The 16,935-nt window shown below is 36.5% G+C and carries 13 protein-coding genes and 3 pseudogenes; 12 read left to right on the forward strand and 4 right to left on the reverse strand.

All coding sequences use genetic code 11. The features are described 5' to 3' along the window. Positions 1 to 189 (reverse strand): annotated as a pseudogene (locus tag BZK24_RS04530) (hypothetical protein); the annotation flags it as partial. A gap of 117 nt (positions 190 to 306) precedes the next feature. Here BZK24_RS04530 and gltX point away from each other — a divergent pair. Further along, positions 307 to 1,698, forward strand: a complete 1,392-nt coding sequence (gene gltX, locus BZK24_RS04535) for a glutamate--tRNA ligase (RefSeq protein WP_077656714.1) — start codon at positions 307 to 309, stop codon at positions 1,696 to 1,698. A gap of 85 nt (positions 1,699 to 1,783) precedes the next feature. Here gltX and BZK24_RS04540 read toward each other — a convergent pair whose 3' ends face one another. From BZK24_RS04540 to modA, 3 genes are read right to left on the reverse strand one after another with little or no spacing between them, the layout of a single operon-like run. After that, positions 1,784 to 2,581 carry an ATP-binding cassette domain-containing protein gene (locus tag BZK24_RS04540; protein ID WP_077656715.1) on the reverse strand — a complete coding sequence of 266 codons (798 nt, stop codon included), beginning with the start codon at positions 2,579 to 2,581 and terminating at the stop codon, positions 1,784 to 1,786. Further along, on the reverse strand, positions 2,578 to 3,252 hold the full coding sequence (gene modB, locus BZK24_RS04545; RefSeq protein WP_000349422.1) for a molybdate ABC transporter permease subunit: 675 nt from the start codon (positions 3,250 to 3,252) through the stop codon (positions 2,578 to 2,580). Before modB ends, BZK24_RS04540 begins: the two co-directional genes overlap by 4 nt. Positions 3,253 to 3,273: 21 nt before the next feature. Then, complete coding sequence (gene modA, locus BZK24_RS04550) at positions 3,274 to 4,014, reverse strand: molybdate ABC transporter substrate-binding protein (protein ID WP_077656716.1); 741 nt, start codon at positions 4,012 to 4,014, stop codon at positions 3,274 to 3,276. A 226-nt stretch (positions 4,015 to 4,240) separates the two neighbouring features. Between modA and BZK24_RS04560 the strand changes: the two genes are divergently transcribed. From BZK24_RS04560 to BZK24_RS04610, 11 genes and pseudogenes are all read left to right on the forward strand, one after another. Further along, a complete protein-coding gene (locus tag BZK24_RS04560) occupies positions 4,241 to 4,801 on the forward strand; it encodes an outer membrane beta-barrel protein (RefSeq protein WP_000595783.1) in 561 nt (186 codons plus the stop codon). Next, positions 4,785 to 4,968, forward strand: a pseudogene (locus tag BZK24_RS09605) (hypothetical protein). Before BZK24_RS04560 ends, BZK24_RS09605 begins: the two are co-directional and overlap by 17 nt. Before the next feature lie 153 nt (positions 4,969 to 5,121). After that, positions 5,122 to 6,372: a cation:proton antiporter domain-containing protein gene (locus BZK24_RS04570; protein WP_077656717.1), complete on the forward strand. Its 1,251-nt coding sequence runs from the start codon at positions 5,122 to 5,124 to the stop codon at positions 6,370 to 6,372. A 96-nt stretch (positions 6,373 to 6,468) separates the two neighbouring features. Continuing rightward, positions 6,469 to 8,205, forward strand: coding sequence for a M3 family oligoendopeptidase (locus BZK24_RS04575; protein ID WP_077656718.1), 1,737 nt, complete (start codon positions 6,469 to 6,471; stop codon positions 8,203 to 8,205). Continuing rightward, positions 8,190 to 8,678 (forward strand): hypothetical protein, encoded by a 489-nt coding sequence (locus tag BZK24_RS04580; protein ID WP_077656719.1) that lies wholly within the window; start codon positions 8,190 to 8,192, stop codon positions 8,676 to 8,678. The genes BZK24_RS04575 and BZK24_RS04580 overlap by 16 nt, the downstream gene beginning before the upstream one ends. Before the next feature lie 11 nt (positions 8,679 to 8,689). Next, a complete protein-coding gene (locus tag BZK24_RS04585) occupies positions 8,690 to 10,177 on the forward strand; it encodes a DUF5644 domain-containing protein (RefSeq protein WP_077656720.1) in 1,488 nt (495 codons plus the stop codon). Position 10,178: 1 nt separating this feature from the next. Continuing rightward, positions 10,179 to 10,493, forward strand: a complete 315-nt coding sequence (locus BZK24_RS04590; RefSeq protein WP_001861281.1) for a hypothetical protein — start codon at positions 10,179 to 10,181, stop codon at positions 10,491 to 10,493. A gap of 9 nt (positions 10,494 to 10,502) precedes the next feature. After that, complete coding sequence (locus BZK24_RS04595; RefSeq protein ID WP_077656721.1) at positions 10,503 to 11,270, forward strand: TerB family tellurite resistance protein; 768 nt, start codon at positions 10,503 to 10,505, stop codon at positions 11,268 to 11,270. Between the two features lie 24 nt (positions 11,271 to 11,294). Next, on the forward strand, positions 11,295 to 13,190 hold the full coding sequence (locus BZK24_RS04600) for a motility associated factor glycosyltransferase family protein (protein ID WP_077656722.1): 1,896 nt from the start codon (positions 11,295 to 11,297) through the stop codon (positions 13,188 to 13,190). A gap of 47 nt (positions 13,191 to 13,237) precedes the next feature. Continuing rightward, entirely contained in the window at positions 13,238 to 16,360 is a 3,123-nt protein-coding gene (locus BZK24_RS04605) for a type I restriction endonuclease (RefSeq protein WP_077656723.1), read from the forward strand. After that, positions 16,353 to 16,935 (forward strand): annotated as a pseudogene (locus BZK24_RS04610) (type I restriction-modification system subunit M); the annotation flags it as partial. The gene BZK24_RS04605 and the pseudogene BZK24_RS04610, both read left to right, overlap by 8 nt.

Consider the following 16,935-nt stretch of genomic DNA (forward strand, 5'->3'; position numbering starts at 1 on the left):
TTTATAGATTTGGTTTTGAGCGTTAGAAATCGTTTGGATGCGTTCTTGATTCAAAAAAGGGTCATTGTGTTCAACGGCATGACTGATAGAATATTCAAAACCCACGCTCGCATACGCCCCATTTTCTTCAGCGATACAAAAAGATAAAAATAATAAGGGTAAAGAAAATAAGGCTTTTGGAAATTGCATGGGTGATCCTAATTAAAAATAATCTCAATGATACACTAATTTTAATAGAAAAAAGTGAAACCATTTTTAAGCCATTTTTGAATACAATAAGAGCATTTTATTATTAAGGTTAGAATAATGAGTTTGATCGTTACACGCTTCGCCCCGTCGCCCACTGGCTATCTCCACATAGGAGGCTTAAGGACAGCCATTTTCAATTATCTTTTTGCACGAGCCAATCAAGGAAAATTTTTTTTACGCATTGAAGACACGGATTTGAGCCGTAACTCTATAGAAGCGGCTAACGCCATTATAGAGGCTTTCAAATGGGTAGGGCTAGAATACGATGGAGAAATCCTCTACCAATCCAAACGCTTTGAGATTTATAAAGAATATATCCAAAAACTCTTAGACGAAGACAAAGCCTATTATTGCTACATGAGTAAAGATGAATTAGACGCTTTGAGAGAAGAACAAAAAGCTAGGAAAGAAACCCCACGCTATGACAATCGCTATCGTGATTTTAAAGGCACGCCCCCTAAAGGCATAGAGCCTGTGGTAAGGATTAAAGTCCCCCAAAATGAGGTGATTGTTTTTAATGACGGGGTTAAAGGCGAAGTGAGAGTGAACACTAACGAAATAGACGATTTTATTATCGCCAGGAGCGATGGGACGCCCACTTATAACTTTGTGGTTACTATTGATGACGCTTTAATGGGGATTACTGATGTGATTAGAGGCGATGATCACCTTTCTAACACCCCTAAACAAATCGTTCTCTATAAGGCTTTGAATTTTAAAATCCCTAATTTTTTCCATGTGCCGATGATTTTGAATGAAGAAGGGCAAAAATTAAGCAAACGCCATGGGGCCACTAATGTGATGGACTATCAAGAAAGGGGCTATCTTAAGGAAGCTTTAGTGAATTTTTTAGCGCGTTTGGGGTGGAGCTATCAAGATAAAGAGATTTTTAGCATGCAAGAATTATTGGAATGGTTTGATCCTAAAGATTTGAATTCTTCACCCAGTTGCTTCAGCTGGCACAAGCTTAATTGGCTCAACGCTCATTATTTAAAAAACCAAAGCGCGCAGGAATTGTTAGAACTTTTAAAGCCTTTTAGTTTTAGCGATCTTTCTCATTTAAACCCCACTCAATTGGATCGCTTATTGGACGCCCTCAAAGAAAGATCTCAAACCCTAAAAGAATTAGCCCTTAAAATAGATGAGGTTTTAATCGCCCCTGTGGAGTATGAAGAAAAGGTTTTTAAAAAACTCAATCAAGCGCTCGTCATGCCTTTGTTAGAAAAGTTTAAACTGGCGTTAGATAAAGCCAATTTCAACGATGAAAGCGCGCTAGAAAACGCCATGCATAAAATCATTGAAGAAGAAAAGATTAAAGCGGGTAATTTCATGCAGCCTTTAAGATTGGCCCTTTTGGGTAAGGGGGGTGGGATAGGCCTTAAAGAAGCGCTTTTTATTTTAGGCAAAACAGAGAGCCTCAAAAGAATAGAGAATTTTTTGAAAAACTAAAAGATTGGCTCTCTAAAATGGGGCATAAAGTTTGCATTTTTTGAAAAATAAGAAGGTTTTAAGAGGAAAATGAAAAAAAATATTTCTAAAATGTTTTGCCTTGATTGAAATCAAGCTTAAAAGTTGGGTTCAGACAATCTTTGGGCAAACTAATCGTTTGAGGAATGACCTCATAATGGCAATAATTTTCATCTTCAAAGAGAGGTTTTACCAATAAGCGGTTTGAAAAAAGCCGATTTTCTTGATTAGGATTGATAACGCCATTGTTTAAAAAGAGGAAAGTTTGCGCGAGTTTGGTTATTTCGTTTGGGTTATGGCTTACCAATAACACGCTTAAATTTTCACGCTTGATAAAATCAAGCAAACCTTGTTGCACTTCGTTTTTTAAGGCGTTATCTAGGGCGTTTAAAGGCTCATCTAAAAGCAATAAATTCTTGGCTGCGATCAAAGCTCTTGCTAAAGCGACTCGTTGGGCTTGTCCGCCAGAGAGTTGGGGGATTTTTTGCTGGCTTAGATTTTCTAAACGCATTAAGCGTAACACTTCGTGGATTTTATTTTTATCTTTAGGGTGAGCAAAGGCGATGTTTTGATACACGTTTAAATGAGGGAATAGGGCGTAATCTTGAAACACAAAGCCGATTTTTCGCTGTTGTGGTTTTAAAAAAATCTTTTTTTGAGTGTCTAGCCATACTGAATGATTGACTTCAATATAGCCGCTACTCACTGCTTCAAGCCCTGCTAAAATGCGTAAAATCGTGCTTTTACCCGCTCCCGATTCTCCTAATAAAGCGACAACTTCTGCTTCTTTAATTTCTAAGTCTATATTCAAATCAAACGCGCCCCTAGATCCTAAAAGGCGTTTTTTAAACCGTGCTTTTATCATAAAAACGAGCTTTGTTTTTTATTCAAAAATAGGGTAACAAATAAGAGGCTAAAACTGATAATCGTGAGCGTTAAGGCGTATTGATGGGCTTTAGAATAATTGAGCGCTTCAGCTTCGTTAAAGATCGCAATACTCGCCACTCTTGTTTCCCCTAATATATCACCCCCAAGCATCATCACCACGCCAAATTCGCCTATAGTGTGCGTAAAAGTTGTAATGATAGCCATCAACACACTGGGTTTGATGTTAGGGAGTAGGACGAAAAAAAGGGTGTAGTATTCCCCTTTACCCAAGCTATAACTAGCTTCTTTTAAAGAAGCGGGCAAGGAAATTAACGCGCTTTTAATAGGGCTTACCATAAAGGGTAAGGAAAAAATCACGCTCCCTAAAATAAGCCCTTGGAAACTGAAAACAAGTTTCACATTGAATACATCTTGTAAAAACGCTCCCAAAAAAGAAGAAGGCGAAAAGATTAAAAGGAGATAAAACCCTAGCACGCTTGGGGGTAAAACTAAAGGCATATACACAAGCGTTTCTGTTAAGCTCGTTAAAAGATTGCGTTTAAGGCTTAAAAAATAGCCTAAAAAAATCCCTATAGGGAGTAAAATAAGGGTGGTAATCAAAGCTAAAGAAAAGCTCAAACGCATGGTAATCAAAAACTCATGATCCATTATTCGCCTTTTTTATGCGTTTCAATCCACAATATAGCCGTATTCTTTAAAGATAGCTCTAGCTTTAGGGCTGAATAAAAAATCTTTAAAAACTTTGGCTAAAGGGTTATTAGCCCCATTTTTAGTGATGATTAAGGCTTGTTCAATAGGGTTATAAAGGGCTTTATCAATGATGAAATAAGAGAGGTTTTTATCTTTTTTATCCATCAAGGATAACGCTCCAAAGCCTATTTGAGCGTTTTTAGTAGCGACAAATTGATGGGCTTGAGAAATAGAAGCGCCATAAATGATTTTAGATTTAAGACTAGAAGTGAGTTTTAAATTCTCTAAGACTTCCATACTGGCTTTTCCATAGGGGGCTAGTTTAGGATTAGCCATAGCGATATATTTAATTTTAGGGTCTTTAAGAATCTCTAAAGAATCCATTTTTAGATTTTCACTCCACAAAACCAACACGCCTTTAGCATAGACCTCTTCTTTAAAAGGGGTTATTTTTTCATCATAAAGCTTTTTAGGTCTAATCATATCTGCTGAAATGAATAAATCAAAAGGGGCGTTTTGAGTGATTTGAGCGTAGAGTTTGCCTGAAGAATTAAAACTAATACTAATAGCGTCTTTTGGGTGTTCTTTTTGAAATTCTTTAACAAGGGCTTTTAAAGTGCGCGTGAGATTAGCAGCAGCAGCGATTTTTAAATCCTGCGCTAATAGAGCGTTTGAGAAAAATACGATTAACAAGGCAAACGCTTTGAAAGCGTTTTTCATAGAACTCCCTTTTATTTAAATGATTGAAGTTATTGATTATACCTATTTGTATCTTAAAAATTTGTATTTTAAAAGTTTGAGGCGGTTTGTTTTGTGGGTGTATCCCACTTATTAGTATTTAACCAATATTTCCACTCTAAAACCCTCATCTTTGATAAAAAATTAAATCTTTTAGAAAAATAACCGATCTTAGGGTGTAACTTTAATTCAACAAGAAGGATTTATTATGATTAAAAGAATTGCTTGTATTTTAAGCTTGAGTGCGAGTTTAGTGCTAGCTGGCGAAGTGAATGGGTTTTTCATGGGTGCGGGTTATCAACAAGGTCGTTATGGCCCTTATAACAGCAATTACTCTGATTGGCGTCATGGCAATGACCTTTATGGTTTGAATTTCAAATTAGGTTTTGTAGGCTTTGCCAATAAATGGTTTGGGGCTAGGGTGTATGGCTTTTTAGATTGGTTTAACACTTCAGGGACTGAACACACCAAAACCAATTTGCTCACCTATGGTGGCGGTGGCGATTTGATCGTCAATCTCATTCCTTTGGATAAATTCGCTCTAGGTCTCATTGGTGGCGTTCAATTAGCCGGAAACACTTGGATGTTCCCTTATGATGTCAATCAAACCAGATTCCAGTTCTTATGGAATTTAGGCGGAAGAATGCGCGTTGGGGATCGCAGTGCGTTTGAAGCGGGCGTGAAATTCCCTATGGTTAATCAGGGCAGCAAGGATGTAGGGCTTATCCGCTACTATTCTTGGTATGTGGATTATGTCTTCACTTTTTAATCCGTTCTTTCATTCGCTCTTCTTCATCAAATCAAACCCTAGCCGACTCTTAAAAGGTTGGGGTTCAAAAAATCTTTTTTATAAATAGAAAGTTTGTTTTAGTGCAGTATAATCCTAGCGTTTCAATTTTTATTTTACTCAATAGGGTGTTTGGTGTTGGCGTTTGAAAGCGGGTTTAGTAAGATTTAAATAATAAATTACTTATACATATTTGATAGATATTATTTTATTTAATAGTGTTATTTAATGGCTCAATTTAATTAGGATAGTTTCGCTTTTATTTCTTTAAAACAAATTGATTCTACTGGGGAAAGGTTTTTATGGAAAACAGCACACTTTATATTGTTATTGCTGGCTTATGGCTTGCCGTAGGCTTTGGAATCTTTTTAAAGAAATTAGACATGCCGGTTATCATTGGCTACATTTGCACAGGAACGGTTTTAGCGGCTTTTTTTAAAATTAATGATTTTAATTTGTTGTCTGATATTGGTGAATTTGGTATCGTCTTTTTAATGTTTATGATAGGCATTGAGTTTAATTTTGACAAGCTCAAATCCATCAAACAAGAAGTGCTGGTTTTTGGGCTTTTACAAGTCGTTTTGTGTGCTTTAATCGCTTTTTTAGTGGGGTATTTTATTTTGGGTCTTTCACCCATTTTTTCCCTTGTTTTAGGCATGGGGCTTTCGCTCTCTTCAACCGCTATTGTGCTGAAATTCTTTGAAGATTCCAAACAGCTTAGCACGCCCATGGGAAAGAGCGCGGTGGGGATTTTGATTTTCCAAGATATTGCCGCCATTCCCATGCTTTTAATTCTCACTATTCTAGGCAGCAAAGATTCTAATGTTAATTTACTCATTCTTAAAACTCTTATTTCCACAGGGATTATTTTAGTTCTTTTGTTATTGCCTGGAAAAAAAGGGGCTAATCTCATCTTAGAGCAAGCAAAAGACACGCGCTTGCCTGAAATTTTTATAGGCACGATTTTAGTGATTGTTTGCAGCGCAGCAGGGTTGAGCCATTTTTTTGGGTTTTCTATGTCTTTGGGAGCGTTCATTGTGGGCATGGCCATTTCTAAATCGCGCTATAAAATCAATGTCCAAGAAGAATTCGCGCAATTAAAAAACCTCTTCTTAGCCCTTTTTTTCATTACGATAGGGATGCAAATTAATGTGAGTTTCTTTATGGAGAAGTTCTTTGTCGTCATCTTTTTACTCATTTTAGTGATGGGTTTTAAGACTGCTATCATTTATGCGCTTTTGCGTTTTTTTAGAGACTCTAAAACTGCCATAAAAACCGCTCTTTCTTTGGCGCAAATCGGGGAGTTTTCTTTTGTCATTTTTTTAAATTCAGGCTCGCACCAGCTCTTTAATTTGCAAGAAAAAAAAGGGATTCTTGGTTTTTTGCACCAAAAAAATATCTTAAGTATCGCTCAAAATGACATCCACCAATTCCTTATCCTTATGGTGGTTTTTTCTATGTTAGCAACCCCTTTTATTTTAAAATACCTAGAATCTATCGCTCAATTTATTTTGCACCAAAAGAGTCAAGAAAATGAGCCGGCTAAAAAATAATGGTGCAAAAACCAAATGATAAGTTTGCTTGTATTGTCAGTGTTATGTTAGAATACAAGCGTATTGAACTCAAACTATTAAATAAAGGGGGCTTTTATGAAAGAGCAAGAATGGGATTTAAGCGCTTTATTTGAAAATAAAGAAAGTGCAGAAGAATTTTTAAAAACCTTACAAACAGAAGCACAAGAATTTGAGAGTGCTTATCAAAATAACCTTAAGAATTTAGACGCTACAAAATTTGCCAACGCTCTTAAACATTACGAAAATTTGTTAGAAAAAATTTCTAGAGCGATGACTTACGCTCAATTGCTTTTTGCTAAGAACACCAAAGAAGCGAAGTTTTATTCGCAGTGCGAAATGGCTTGTGCAAATATCCAACAACACCTTTTATTCTTTGAAATTGAATTCAAGAATTTAGACGCCAAAAAACAGCTTGCTTTCATTAAAAAATGCAAAGACCATGCTTTTTATCTAAACAACCTCATAGAAAAGAAAAAGCACACCTTAAATTTAGATGAAGAAAAGATCGCTCTAGCCCTTTCACCTGTGGGAGTGGGCGCGTTTAGCCGTCTTTTTGATGAGCATTTTTCTTCTTTGAAAATCCCTTTTGAAGAGCAAAATTTAAGCGAAGAAGAAATTTTAGCCCTCTTGCACAACCCCAAACGCAAGATTCGTAAAAAATCTCAAAAAGCTTTCAGCAAAGCGTTAGAAAAATCCCGCCCTTTACTCACTTACATTTTAAACATGGTGCGTAAAGACTTGCTTATTGAAACCAAGCTGAGAAAATACGACAAAAAAGAGAGTTTCCGCCACATTGACAACCAGATCTCGCAAGAGAGCGTGGATAGCATGATAGAGATTGTGAACGCTAATTTTTCTTTAGTGCATCGTTACTACCATCAAAAAGCGCAAATTTTAGGGCATAAACTCAAAGATTACGATCGCTACGCTCCTTTAAACGATGAAAGCATCACCATGACTTACTCTCAAGCTTTAGAAGAAGTGCTTAAAACCCTTAAAGCCTTTAGCCCTGAATTTCATAAAATCGCTTCTAAAGCGATCAAAGAGGACTGGGTGGATTCACACCCTAAAGATTTTAAGCAAGGCGGGGCTTTTAGCCATGGCGCAGTGCCTAGCGCTCACCCTTATGTGTTGTTAAACTACACAGGAAACCGCCGAGACGCTTTCACTATCGCTCATGAATTTGGGCATATGATCCACCAAGAATTGTCCAAAAAACAAGGCGTATTGAACATGGATACGCCCTTAACCACCGCAGAAACCGCTTCTGTCTTTTCTGAAATGCTGTTTTTTGAGCATTTAAAAAAGGGTTTAAAACAAGATGAACTCCTTTTCATGCTAGCAGGCAAATTAGAAGATATTTTTTCTACCCTTTTTAGGCAAGTGGTGATGACTAATTTTGAAAGAAGAATCCATGAAATGGATGAAGAATTAGACACCAAAGATTTTGATCGAATCTGGTTTGAAGAAAATCAAAGAATGTTTGAAAAGAGCGTGAAACTCACTAAAAACTACCATTTGTGGTGGAGCTATATCCCCCATTTTATCCATTCGCCTTTTTATTGCTACGCTTATAGTTACGGGCAACTTTTAACTTTAGCGCTTTATGGGCTTTATAAAAAAAGCGACGCTAAAGAGTTTGTTAAAACTTACACGGAATTTTTAAGCTTAGGAGGGTCAAAAAGCCCTAAAGAATTAGTGTCCATGTTTGGCTTTGACATTGATAGCAAAGAATTTTGGGAAATTGGCATCCAAGAGGTGCGTCATTTGTTAGAAGAATTTGAAAGGTTGCTCGCATGCAAAGAGAATTAAGGCTTTTAAACAACAAGCATTGCGTTGAATACTTGCAATTTCTGTCCAAAAACCATTTGAGTTTCAACCTTTTGTGCGAAAGAGATGCGATTGATTTTTCCCCCAAGCTCCCTAAAGAAATCCATGAAAAATTCGGCGCGTTAGTGCTGTTTGTTTTAGCCGGATACACCTTAGAAAGCTTGATGATTGATGCAAAAAGCGTGCAGTTTGAAGCCGGGTTTGGCCCTAACAATATTGGCAGCGTGGTTCAAGTAAAACTTCCTGGCATCATTCAAATCCTTATCAAAGAAAAAAATGAAAATGCCGTTTTATTCAATCGTTGCGATTCGCTTGAATTGTTTCAAAAAGAAGAACCACCCCTTCAAGAGCCAAAAAAAGACGAGCGAGAGTCTAAAGAATGGCTGGATTCTAAAGAGGCCCTTTTTTCCAATTCCAAAAACCGTGCGATTTTAGAAAATCTGCACAAAAGCTAAAGGACTAATTGATGAGCGTTTTGAAATTGCATGTAAAAGTCTTTCGTTTTGAAACCAACAAAGATTACAATCCGGCTTACGAGTCTTATTTTTTAGAATACCAAGAAGATCAATACCTTTTGGATCTTTTAAAACAACTCAAAGGCGTGAGCTATAATGAAAATATCGCGCTTAAAATCAACCAGATTGCGGTGTTTGAAGACGCTAAAGTGAGCGATTTGGTAGCGTTTTTTTCTAAAGAATGGGTGCTAGATCCCCTATCCAAACGGTACGCTTTAAAAGACTTGATGATTGATGAGAAGGCGGTTTTAAAAAACTATGAAGATTTTTTCAAACAAATCCCCTACATCACCAAAGGCGAAAAAGAAGAATTAGAAAAGTTTATTCAAATCAATTTTATCAACCCCCAAACCAACCCTAAATATCTGGGCGATGGCTTTTTCTTGTATGTTAAATGGCTGATGAAACGCTACCCCACAGAGCGCAACCGGTTATTAGAGATGATTTCTCAGCCTGAAAGCGGCGTGATGAATTTTTTAAGCGTGGCGCATTACCTCTATAAAAACGATGACAACATTGACCATGAAATCTATGAATTGCAAGAAATGCTCACTAATTCTAAAATCAAGCCATGGAAAGATTTTTCTAAAAACCTTTTAAGCCTTTTTCAATACAACTCTAACCCCCCTAAAACGCCTAACCTCCCTAAAACTTGCGCGCTCTTTAACGCTTATGCGAAACATTTAGACGTGCAAGTGCTCCTAAAAAGCGCTAAGCTCTATTTAGAAAAAATGGGGCAAAAAATCATTGATCTGCCTTTTTGTTATGATGGTGGCTATTATGGGAAGATTATAAGCACGCACGATTTCCTTACCGCTTCTGCGTATAATCTGGCTCTAGCCAAAGCCAATGGCGTTTCGCTCATTTTTTGCGAAGAAGATGCGTATTTGAATATCTTGCATGCTAAAGAAGTTTTAGACAACAACCCTGAAATCATCAACTCCGTCAATGAAAAATTGAAAAAATACCAACTCGTTTATGAAAAAGATATTGAGATAGCCTATCTTAATGAATGGGTTAATGAATTTTTGGCATGGGAATTGAAAAGCCCTTTTGACGCGTTTTTAGGGGCTGAATTTTCTCGCATTAAACGAAGCGATCATTTTTTCAATAAAATCCGTTTAAAAGCCCCCCATTTTTTAGAATCTTTTCAAAATTACGCCCCCCTTTTAGAAGTCAATGAAGCAAGCGGCTTACTCCAGTGCGCGCATTTACGCTATTTAGGGATTGATTTGGGGGCGGATTTTTTAATCGCGCATTCTTTAGGGCTTTTTCACGCTTTTGAAAATTTAAGCTTAAAAGCTTCAAAGATTTATAAAAGAGATAATGACAACACCCCCACTTTATTTTTACCTCAAATCGCGCTAATAGCTATGGGGGAAAAAAACACGCAAGCTCTAGGGCTTGATACGCATTATCATAAGGTTACTTTCATTTAAAATGAACGCTTTTTTAAAACTCGCGCTCGCTTCTTTGATGGGAGGGCTTTGGTATGCTTTCAATGGCGAAGGCTCTGAAATTGTCGCTATAGGGATTTTTGTGTTGATTTTGTTTGTTTTTTTCATCCGCCCTGTGAGTTTCCAAGACCCAGAAAAACGAGAAGAATACATAGAACGGCTTAAAAAAAACCATGAGAGGAAAATGATCTTACAAGACAAGCAAAAAGAAGAGCAAATGCGTCTTTATCAAGCCAAAAAAGAGCGAGAGAGCAGGCAAAAACAAGACCTTAAAGAACAAATGAAAAAATACTCATAAAGGAAAAAAATGGAAATCATTTTATTAATTGTTGCGGCGGTTGTGTTGTTTTATTTTTACAACACCCTCAAAGAATATCTAAAAAACCCCTTAAACCCTAAAACCAAAACCGAAGAATACGACTTGAAAAATGACCCCTATTTGTTGGTGCAATCTAGCCCCCTAGACAAATTCAAGCAAACCCAAACGGGTGCGTATATGCGTCTTTTAAAATTTTTAGACATTCAAAAAAACGCTTTGGATAACGCCTTAAGAACGCTTTTTATCCATGAATTAGAGCAGCCCTTAAACAGCGAACAGCAAAATTTAGCCAAAGAGCTTCTCAATGAGCCTGTGGATCAAAAAGAAAATTTTGAATCCTTATGCCAAGAAATCGCTGATCACACGCATGGGGAATACACCAAACGCCTGAAATTAGTGGAATTTCTTATGTTATTAGCCTATGCTGATGGGATACTAGACAGCAAAGAAAAAGAATTGTTTTTAGATGTGGGGGCGTTTTTGCAGATAGACAATCAGGATTTTAACGAGCTTTATGACAATTTTGAACGCTTCAATGCAATAGAAATCCCTATGTCTTTAGAAGAAGCAAAAAGTCTTTTTGAAATCCAAACTCACACCACCAAGCAAGATTTAGAAAAAAAAGCTCTGGATTTAAGCGCTCCCTACTACCATAAAATGAATGACAACAAACGCTACAGCGAACAAGATTTTATCTCGTTGAAAAAAATCGCCCTCGCTTCCCAACTTTTAGAAAAAGATTTAAAAGACTCCTAGGGGTGTGATGAAAAAGGCTATTACATGCCCTTTTTAAAAGCCCTAGAATCTTTTGATGCGCCCTTTTTAGAAAAAGAAATTTCCAAGCGTTTTAGGGACAATTTAGTTTTTTTCAAATCCTATCACCCCAATCTGTTTAACGCCCTCAATACGCCTTTTAAAAATTACCAATTGCTTTTTGAAAAAAACCACTTCAATCTCTTACACACACCCACAAACGCTTTAAGCTACCCTAAAAATCAAATGGTAGAAATCGCTTTTAACATGGCTTCTAACCCCCTGAATAATCCCAGATGGTCATTAGACAATAACCATCTCTCTTTAAATTATTTAAAAACTCAAAACAACCCCAAACTCCCCCTAACCCTTAAAGCCACGCATGCGATCTCAAACTTTTTAGATGATTATCAAACGCCTTGCTCTTTAAAAAAATTCTTACCCCCTACCATGATTTATGGCGTCTTAGACGGCTTGTTTTTGGCCATTTTACAGGCTCAAAATTACCGCTTCCATTCGCTTTATTTGTTTGAAGAAAATTTAGATTTGTTTAAAATCAGCTGTTATTTTGCGCGTTATGAAGATTTGATTACAAAAGGGGCTAAACTCTTTATTGAAGGGTTTTTTAATCCTAATGAATTAAAAATGGATTTTTTGAAACGCCCTATCACACATTCTTTTTTAAAGCTAGAAATCATGCCCTATAAAAGCGCTTTTAATTCACGCATGCGAGAAAATATTCAAAGCTATTACAAACAAGCTTTAAGGGGTTGGGGGAGTTTTGAAGATGAATTGCTAGGATTAAAGAACACGCTTAAAAACTTACCCTTATACCAAACCCTAAAAACCAAACCTAAAAAGATTAACGCCCCCATTTGCGTGGTGGGTAACGGGCCAAGCCTGGATTTATTGTTGGATTTTTTAAAAGAAAATGAAGATCGTTTCATTATTTTTTCATGCGGAACCGCTTTAAAGCCTTTAAAAACGCATGGCATCAAAGTGGATTTTCAAATAGAAGTAGAGCGCATAGACTATCTTAAAGAGGTTTTAGAAAAAGCCCCCCTAGAAGACACCCCCTTAATAGGGGCTAACATGCTCAATCCTAACGCTTTTAATGTGGCCAAAGAAGCGTTAATGTTTATGCGTGGGGGGAGCGCTTGCGCGTATATAAGCCCTTTAAGTATAGAATACGCAGCGCCTTTTGTGGGCAATGCCGGGGTGGCTTTAGCGAGTTTGATGAGCGATGAAATTTATTTGTGCGCTTTAGATTGCGCTTATATCAAAGGGTTTAAAAAGCACGCTCAAAATTCCTATTACGAAAATGAAAAAGAAATTGACCCTTCATCTTTAATCAGCGTAGAGAGTAATTTTAAAGGTTATGAAACTTTTAGCGACTCGCTTTTTTTGCTCTCTAAAGAAAGGATTGAAGAAGCCCTTAATTATTACCAGCCTAAAAAAGTCTATAATTTAAGTTATGGGGCTAAAATCAAGCATGCCGTTAGCCTCAATTATTCTCAAGTAAAATTGAAACATTCCAACAAACAAGAAGCTACCGCTCGCATTAAAAGCATGTTTAGCCCTAAAAGTAACCATGCTAAGGATTTAAAAAATTTGCAAAAAAATCTAATCAGTTTTAAAGAGGATTTTTTCATGCATTTAAACACGCCTTGCAAAACCAAGCAAGAAATATTTGAATGGGTGGATAGCTTGAATGGGTTTTGCCAAACAACAAGCGCTAAAACCCCCACTATAGGCATTTTATTTGAAGGGAGTATCGCTCATATCTTACAAAGCGTATTAATCGTTTCATTGCATCTTAACGAAAATGAGCTTACGCATTTTACCAAATTCTCTCAAAACACCTTAAAACAATTCCTTAAAAAAGCTTGTTTGTTATTGCAAATGCGACTCAAACAACCATGATTTTTATTTTTACATTATAACAACAACCTTAAATCAAAGGGGTGTTCATGCCGCACAATGAAATCACAAGGGTTCAAGTCCCTGCCTTAATGCATTTAGCCAAGTTGGGCTATGATTTTATTCCCACTAATTCTAAGCCTAACCTAGACACGGCTACTAATATTTTAATAGATAGTTTCACTCAAGCGTTTAAAGCGTTAAACCCCACTAAAAACGCACAAGAAACGCTTGCTGAAATGAAAAAACGCTTGAATTATAATGATTTAGGCAAAAGCTTTTATGAATACTTGCTCAAAAGCGAGCGTCAAATCATAGACTTTGATAACCCTAACAACAATCTTTATGAAATGATGGCTGAATTACCCTATAAATCCTTTAGGCCTGACACCACCCTTTTTATCAATGGCTTGCCTTTGGTGAATATAGAAGTTAAGCAGCCTTACGCCGGACAAGGCATTAAAGAAGAAAGAGATCGCCACATCAAACGCTATGAAAACCCTGAAAACAAAGTTTTTTATAACCTTGCGCAAATTTGGCTCTTTAGCGATAACTTGCCCTATGATGAAAACAACCCCGATCAAGGCGCGTTTTATAGCGCTTCTTATTCGCCCATTTTCCAACGCTTTGTTGAAGCGGATAAGCTAGATATTACCCCCCCCCCCGAAAATCATCAAAATCATCAAAATGATCAAAACCATCAAAACCATCGATCGCTTGAAGAAATTCAAAAAAGCGTCTTAAACGAATTTAACCTTAAAGACACCGACTGCCCAAAAAGCCCTAAAGACACCCCCACAAACTCCCTTTTAACTTCGTTTTGCTCTCCAAAAAGGCTTTGCTTTATCCTAAAATACGGCATCAGTTTCTTAAAAGAAAAATCAGAGTTTAAAAAACACATTTGGCGTTATGCGCAGATGTTTGCGAGCTTGAATGTTTTAAAAGAATTGCAAAAGCATTATGAAACTAACCCCAAAGACCCCCTAAAAGGCATCATTTGGCACACGCAAGGCAGCGGTAAAACCGCCTTAACCTATCATTTAACCAAACTCATAAAAGACTTTTTTAGCCCGCTAGGGAAAAAGACTAAATTTTATTTTATTGTGGATAGGTTGGATTTATTAGAGCAAGCCAAAAACGAGTTTTTAAAAAGAGGCCTTCAAGCGCATGAGGCAGAAAATAAAGAGGATTTGAGCCAAAAATTAAAAAACTCTAGCGTTTTTGAAGGCCCTCAAGGGAATGATGAAATCATCGTTGTGAATATCCAAAAATTTAAAGCCCCCAATGAAGACCCTTCTAGCGTTCCTAAAGAAATTATTTCTAAAACAGAATTACAAGAAGCGGCAAAAGATAGCCAAGATTTACAAAGGGTGTTTATCATAGATGAAGCCCACAGGAGCTATGACCCTAAAGGTTGCTTTTACGCTAATTTGATAGAATGCGACAAAACAGCGGTAAAAATCGCTCTCACAGGCACGCCCCTATTAGAAGACAACGCGCAAGATAAAGCCACTAAAAACACTTTTGGCAACTACTTGCACACCTATTCTTATGCAGAATCCATTAAAGACAGACACACCCTAAAACTCCAGTTAGAAAGCATTGAAACGAGCTACAAAGAAAAATTACAAGAAATTTATCGCCTTTTACAAGAAAGCATCACTATTGAAAATACAGAGGTTAAAAAAGAAACGATTTTTAATCATGAAAGATACATTAAAGAAATGCTCTCTTATATCATCAGAGATTTATTGGATTTCAGGCGTTTGAATGATGATGAACATTTAAAGGCTATGGTGGTTTGTTTTTCAAGTGCACAAGCCAAGTTAGCCAATTTATTTTTTAATGAAGTCCAAGAAAAAGTCTTACAAGAAAACCCCAACCTAAGAATTTTAAAAAAACTCCAATCCAGCCTCATTTTGCATGACGAACAAGAAGTCAAAGAAAAGATTTATTCTTTTAAACATGAAGATACGAATATAGTCTTTGTGTTTAACATGCTTTTGACCGGCTTTGATTTACCCAGTCTCAAACGCCTTTATATCCACAGAGAATTAAAAGATCACAATTTGCTCCAAGCCCTAGCCAGAGTGAATCGCTCCTATAACAACATGTCTTTTGGCTACCTTATAGATTTTGTAGGGATTAAAGAAAATTATGACAAAACGACTGATGATTATTTGAAAGAGTTAAACCAATTCAATCAAAGCGATTCTAATATCAAAGACAATCTCAAAGACATGTTTGCGGATCGTGAGGTTTTAGAAAAAGACATTAAAAACGCTTATGATGATCTTTTTAATTACCCCATTGATGATGTAGAGGACATGACTAGCGCCATTGTTAGTATCAGCGAAATGAACGAACTTTTAAAAGTCTCACGCGCCATTAACACGCTCAAAATAAACTACAATTTAATCCGCACTTCTAGCGATGAAAAAATCCTTTCACTAAAAGAAAAAATTGATATTGAAAAGATCAGCAAAATCTCTTCAATGCTTGGCAAAAAAGCCAAACAACTCCATGCGTTAAAAAATATCAATGAGCCTAAAAACCCAAACGATTTAATCATTTTAGAAGACCTCATCGCTCTTTTAGACTTTAAAATAGAATTTAAAGAAAGCAAAGAATTGCGCTTTAAAGAAAAAGAAGAAATTAGCGCTAAATACAAGCAAGCTAAAGAGATGTTAGAAAAAATCCCGGACAAACAAGACAAAGAAGTTCAAAAGATTTCTAAAGAGCTTTCAAAATTGCTCCAAGAACCCCTAACCAATGATAATTTTGATGGAATTTCTCATTCTTATAGCGCGATCATTTCACAACTCCAACAACATAAGGAGCAAACTACCAACCTATTAAGCAAATACGATAATGATTTGTCTTATGCGATCACGCATAAGCGACTTCACAATCGCCTCATGGAAGAAAACATTTCTAAAGGAATTTTCACGCTTTTAAGCGCCTTAAAAAAAGCTATTGATGCGCGTATTTTTAAGCGTCAAGAAATCTTAAACGAAGAAACCACCCTAAAAACTGCCATAAAAGCAGAATTAAGGGACGCTTTCAAAGAAGACCCCTCCTTAAAAGATTTAGAAAAAGAAAAAGAATTTATCGCTCAAACCCTTTTTAACGAGCTCACGCAAAACCACCATCAAGGAAATTTGAATGCCTAATAACGCCTTATTGCAAATCAAACAAGACACCCTAAGTCTCATTGATGATTTAAAAGTCATTTGCACGAGTTTTGGTTTAGGGAACGACGGCAACGAATACAAGATCATCACGCAATGCTTTTTGTATAAATTCTTATGCGATAAGTTTGAATTCTTTTTTGAAACAAAATTCCCTAATAAAACAATACGAGATTACAAAGACTTTAAAAAGGAAGAAAAAGAAGATTTTTTCCTTACCTTAAGCGATAAACAACTCCCTAAACTCGCTTATGATGAGCTTTTAAGCTATCTTTTTGAAAAGCATTTTAACGATAACGATTTACACCTAAAGCTAGATATTATTTTTAATCGTATTTCTAGCAATAACGCCGAACTTTTCAACACCAAAAGCACGGATAAAACCACTATCGCCTTATTTGAAAGCATCTCACCATACATTAATGAAGAGTCTAAAAGGGCTAATTTTACAAGAGCTTTATTAGACAAACTCAAAAATTTTAATTTCAAACAAGCTTTTTTAAACTTACAAAACCAACAAGGCTATGATTTTTTCGCCCCCATTTTTGAATACTTAC

The organism is Helicobacter pylori (assembly GCF_001998165.1).
GTDB classification, from domain to species: Bacteria; Campylobacterota; Campylobacteria; order Campylobacterales; family Helicobacteraceae; genus Helicobacter; species Helicobacter pylori_DL.

What these genes read in the sequence shown, in the direction of transcription:
- gltX (WP_077656714.1), top strand. Translation starts at nt 307, where the DNA reads ATGAGTTTGATCGTTACACGCTTCGCCCCGTCGCCCACTGGCTATCTC.
- BZK24_RS04540 (WP_077656715.1), bottom strand. Translation starts at nt 2,581, where the DNA reads ATGATAAAAGCACGGTTTAAAAAACGCCTTTTAGGATCTAGGGGCGCG.
- modB (WP_000349422.1), bottom strand. Translation starts at nt 3,252, where the DNA reads ATGGATCATGAGTTTTTGATTACCATGCGTTTGAGCTTTTCTTTAGCT.
- modA (WP_077656716.1), bottom strand. Translation starts at nt 4,014, where the DNA reads ATGAAAAACGCTTTCAAAGCGTTTGCCTTGTTAATCGTATTTTTCTCA.
- BZK24_RS04560 (WP_000595783.1), top strand. Translation starts at nt 4,241, where the DNA reads ATGATTAAAAGAATTGCTTGTATTTTAAGCTTGAGTGCGAGTTTAGTG.
- BZK24_RS04570 (WP_077656717.1), top strand. Translation starts at nt 5,122, where the DNA reads ATGGAAAACAGCACACTTTATATTGTTATTGCTGGCTTATGGCTTGCC.
- BZK24_RS04575 (WP_077656718.1), top strand. Translation starts at nt 6,469, where the DNA reads ATGAAAGAGCAAGAATGGGATTTAAGCGCTTTATTTGAAAATAAAGAA.
- BZK24_RS04580 (WP_077656719.1), top strand. Translation starts at nt 8,190, where the DNA reads ATGCAAAGAGAATTAAGGCTTTTAAACAACAAGCATTGCGTTGAATAC.
- BZK24_RS04585 (WP_077656720.1), top strand. Translation starts at nt 8,690, where the DNA reads ATGAGCGTTTTGAAATTGCATGTAAAAGTCTTTCGTTTTGAAACCAAC.
- BZK24_RS04590 (WP_001861281.1), top strand. Translation starts at nt 10,179, where the DNA reads ATGAACGCTTTTTTAAAACTCGCGCTCGCTTCTTTGATGGGAGGGCTT.
- BZK24_RS04595 (WP_077656721.1), top strand. Translation starts at nt 10,503, where the DNA reads ATGGAAATCATTTTATTAATTGTTGCGGCGGTTGTGTTGTTTTATTTT.
- BZK24_RS04600 (WP_077656722.1), top strand. Translation starts at nt 11,295, where the DNA reads ATGCCCTTTTTAAAAGCCCTAGAATCTTTTGATGCGCCCTTTTTAGAA.
- BZK24_RS04605 (WP_077656723.1), top strand. Translation starts at nt 13,238, where the DNA reads ATGCCGCACAATGAAATCACAAGGGTTCAAGTCCCTGCCTTAATGCAT.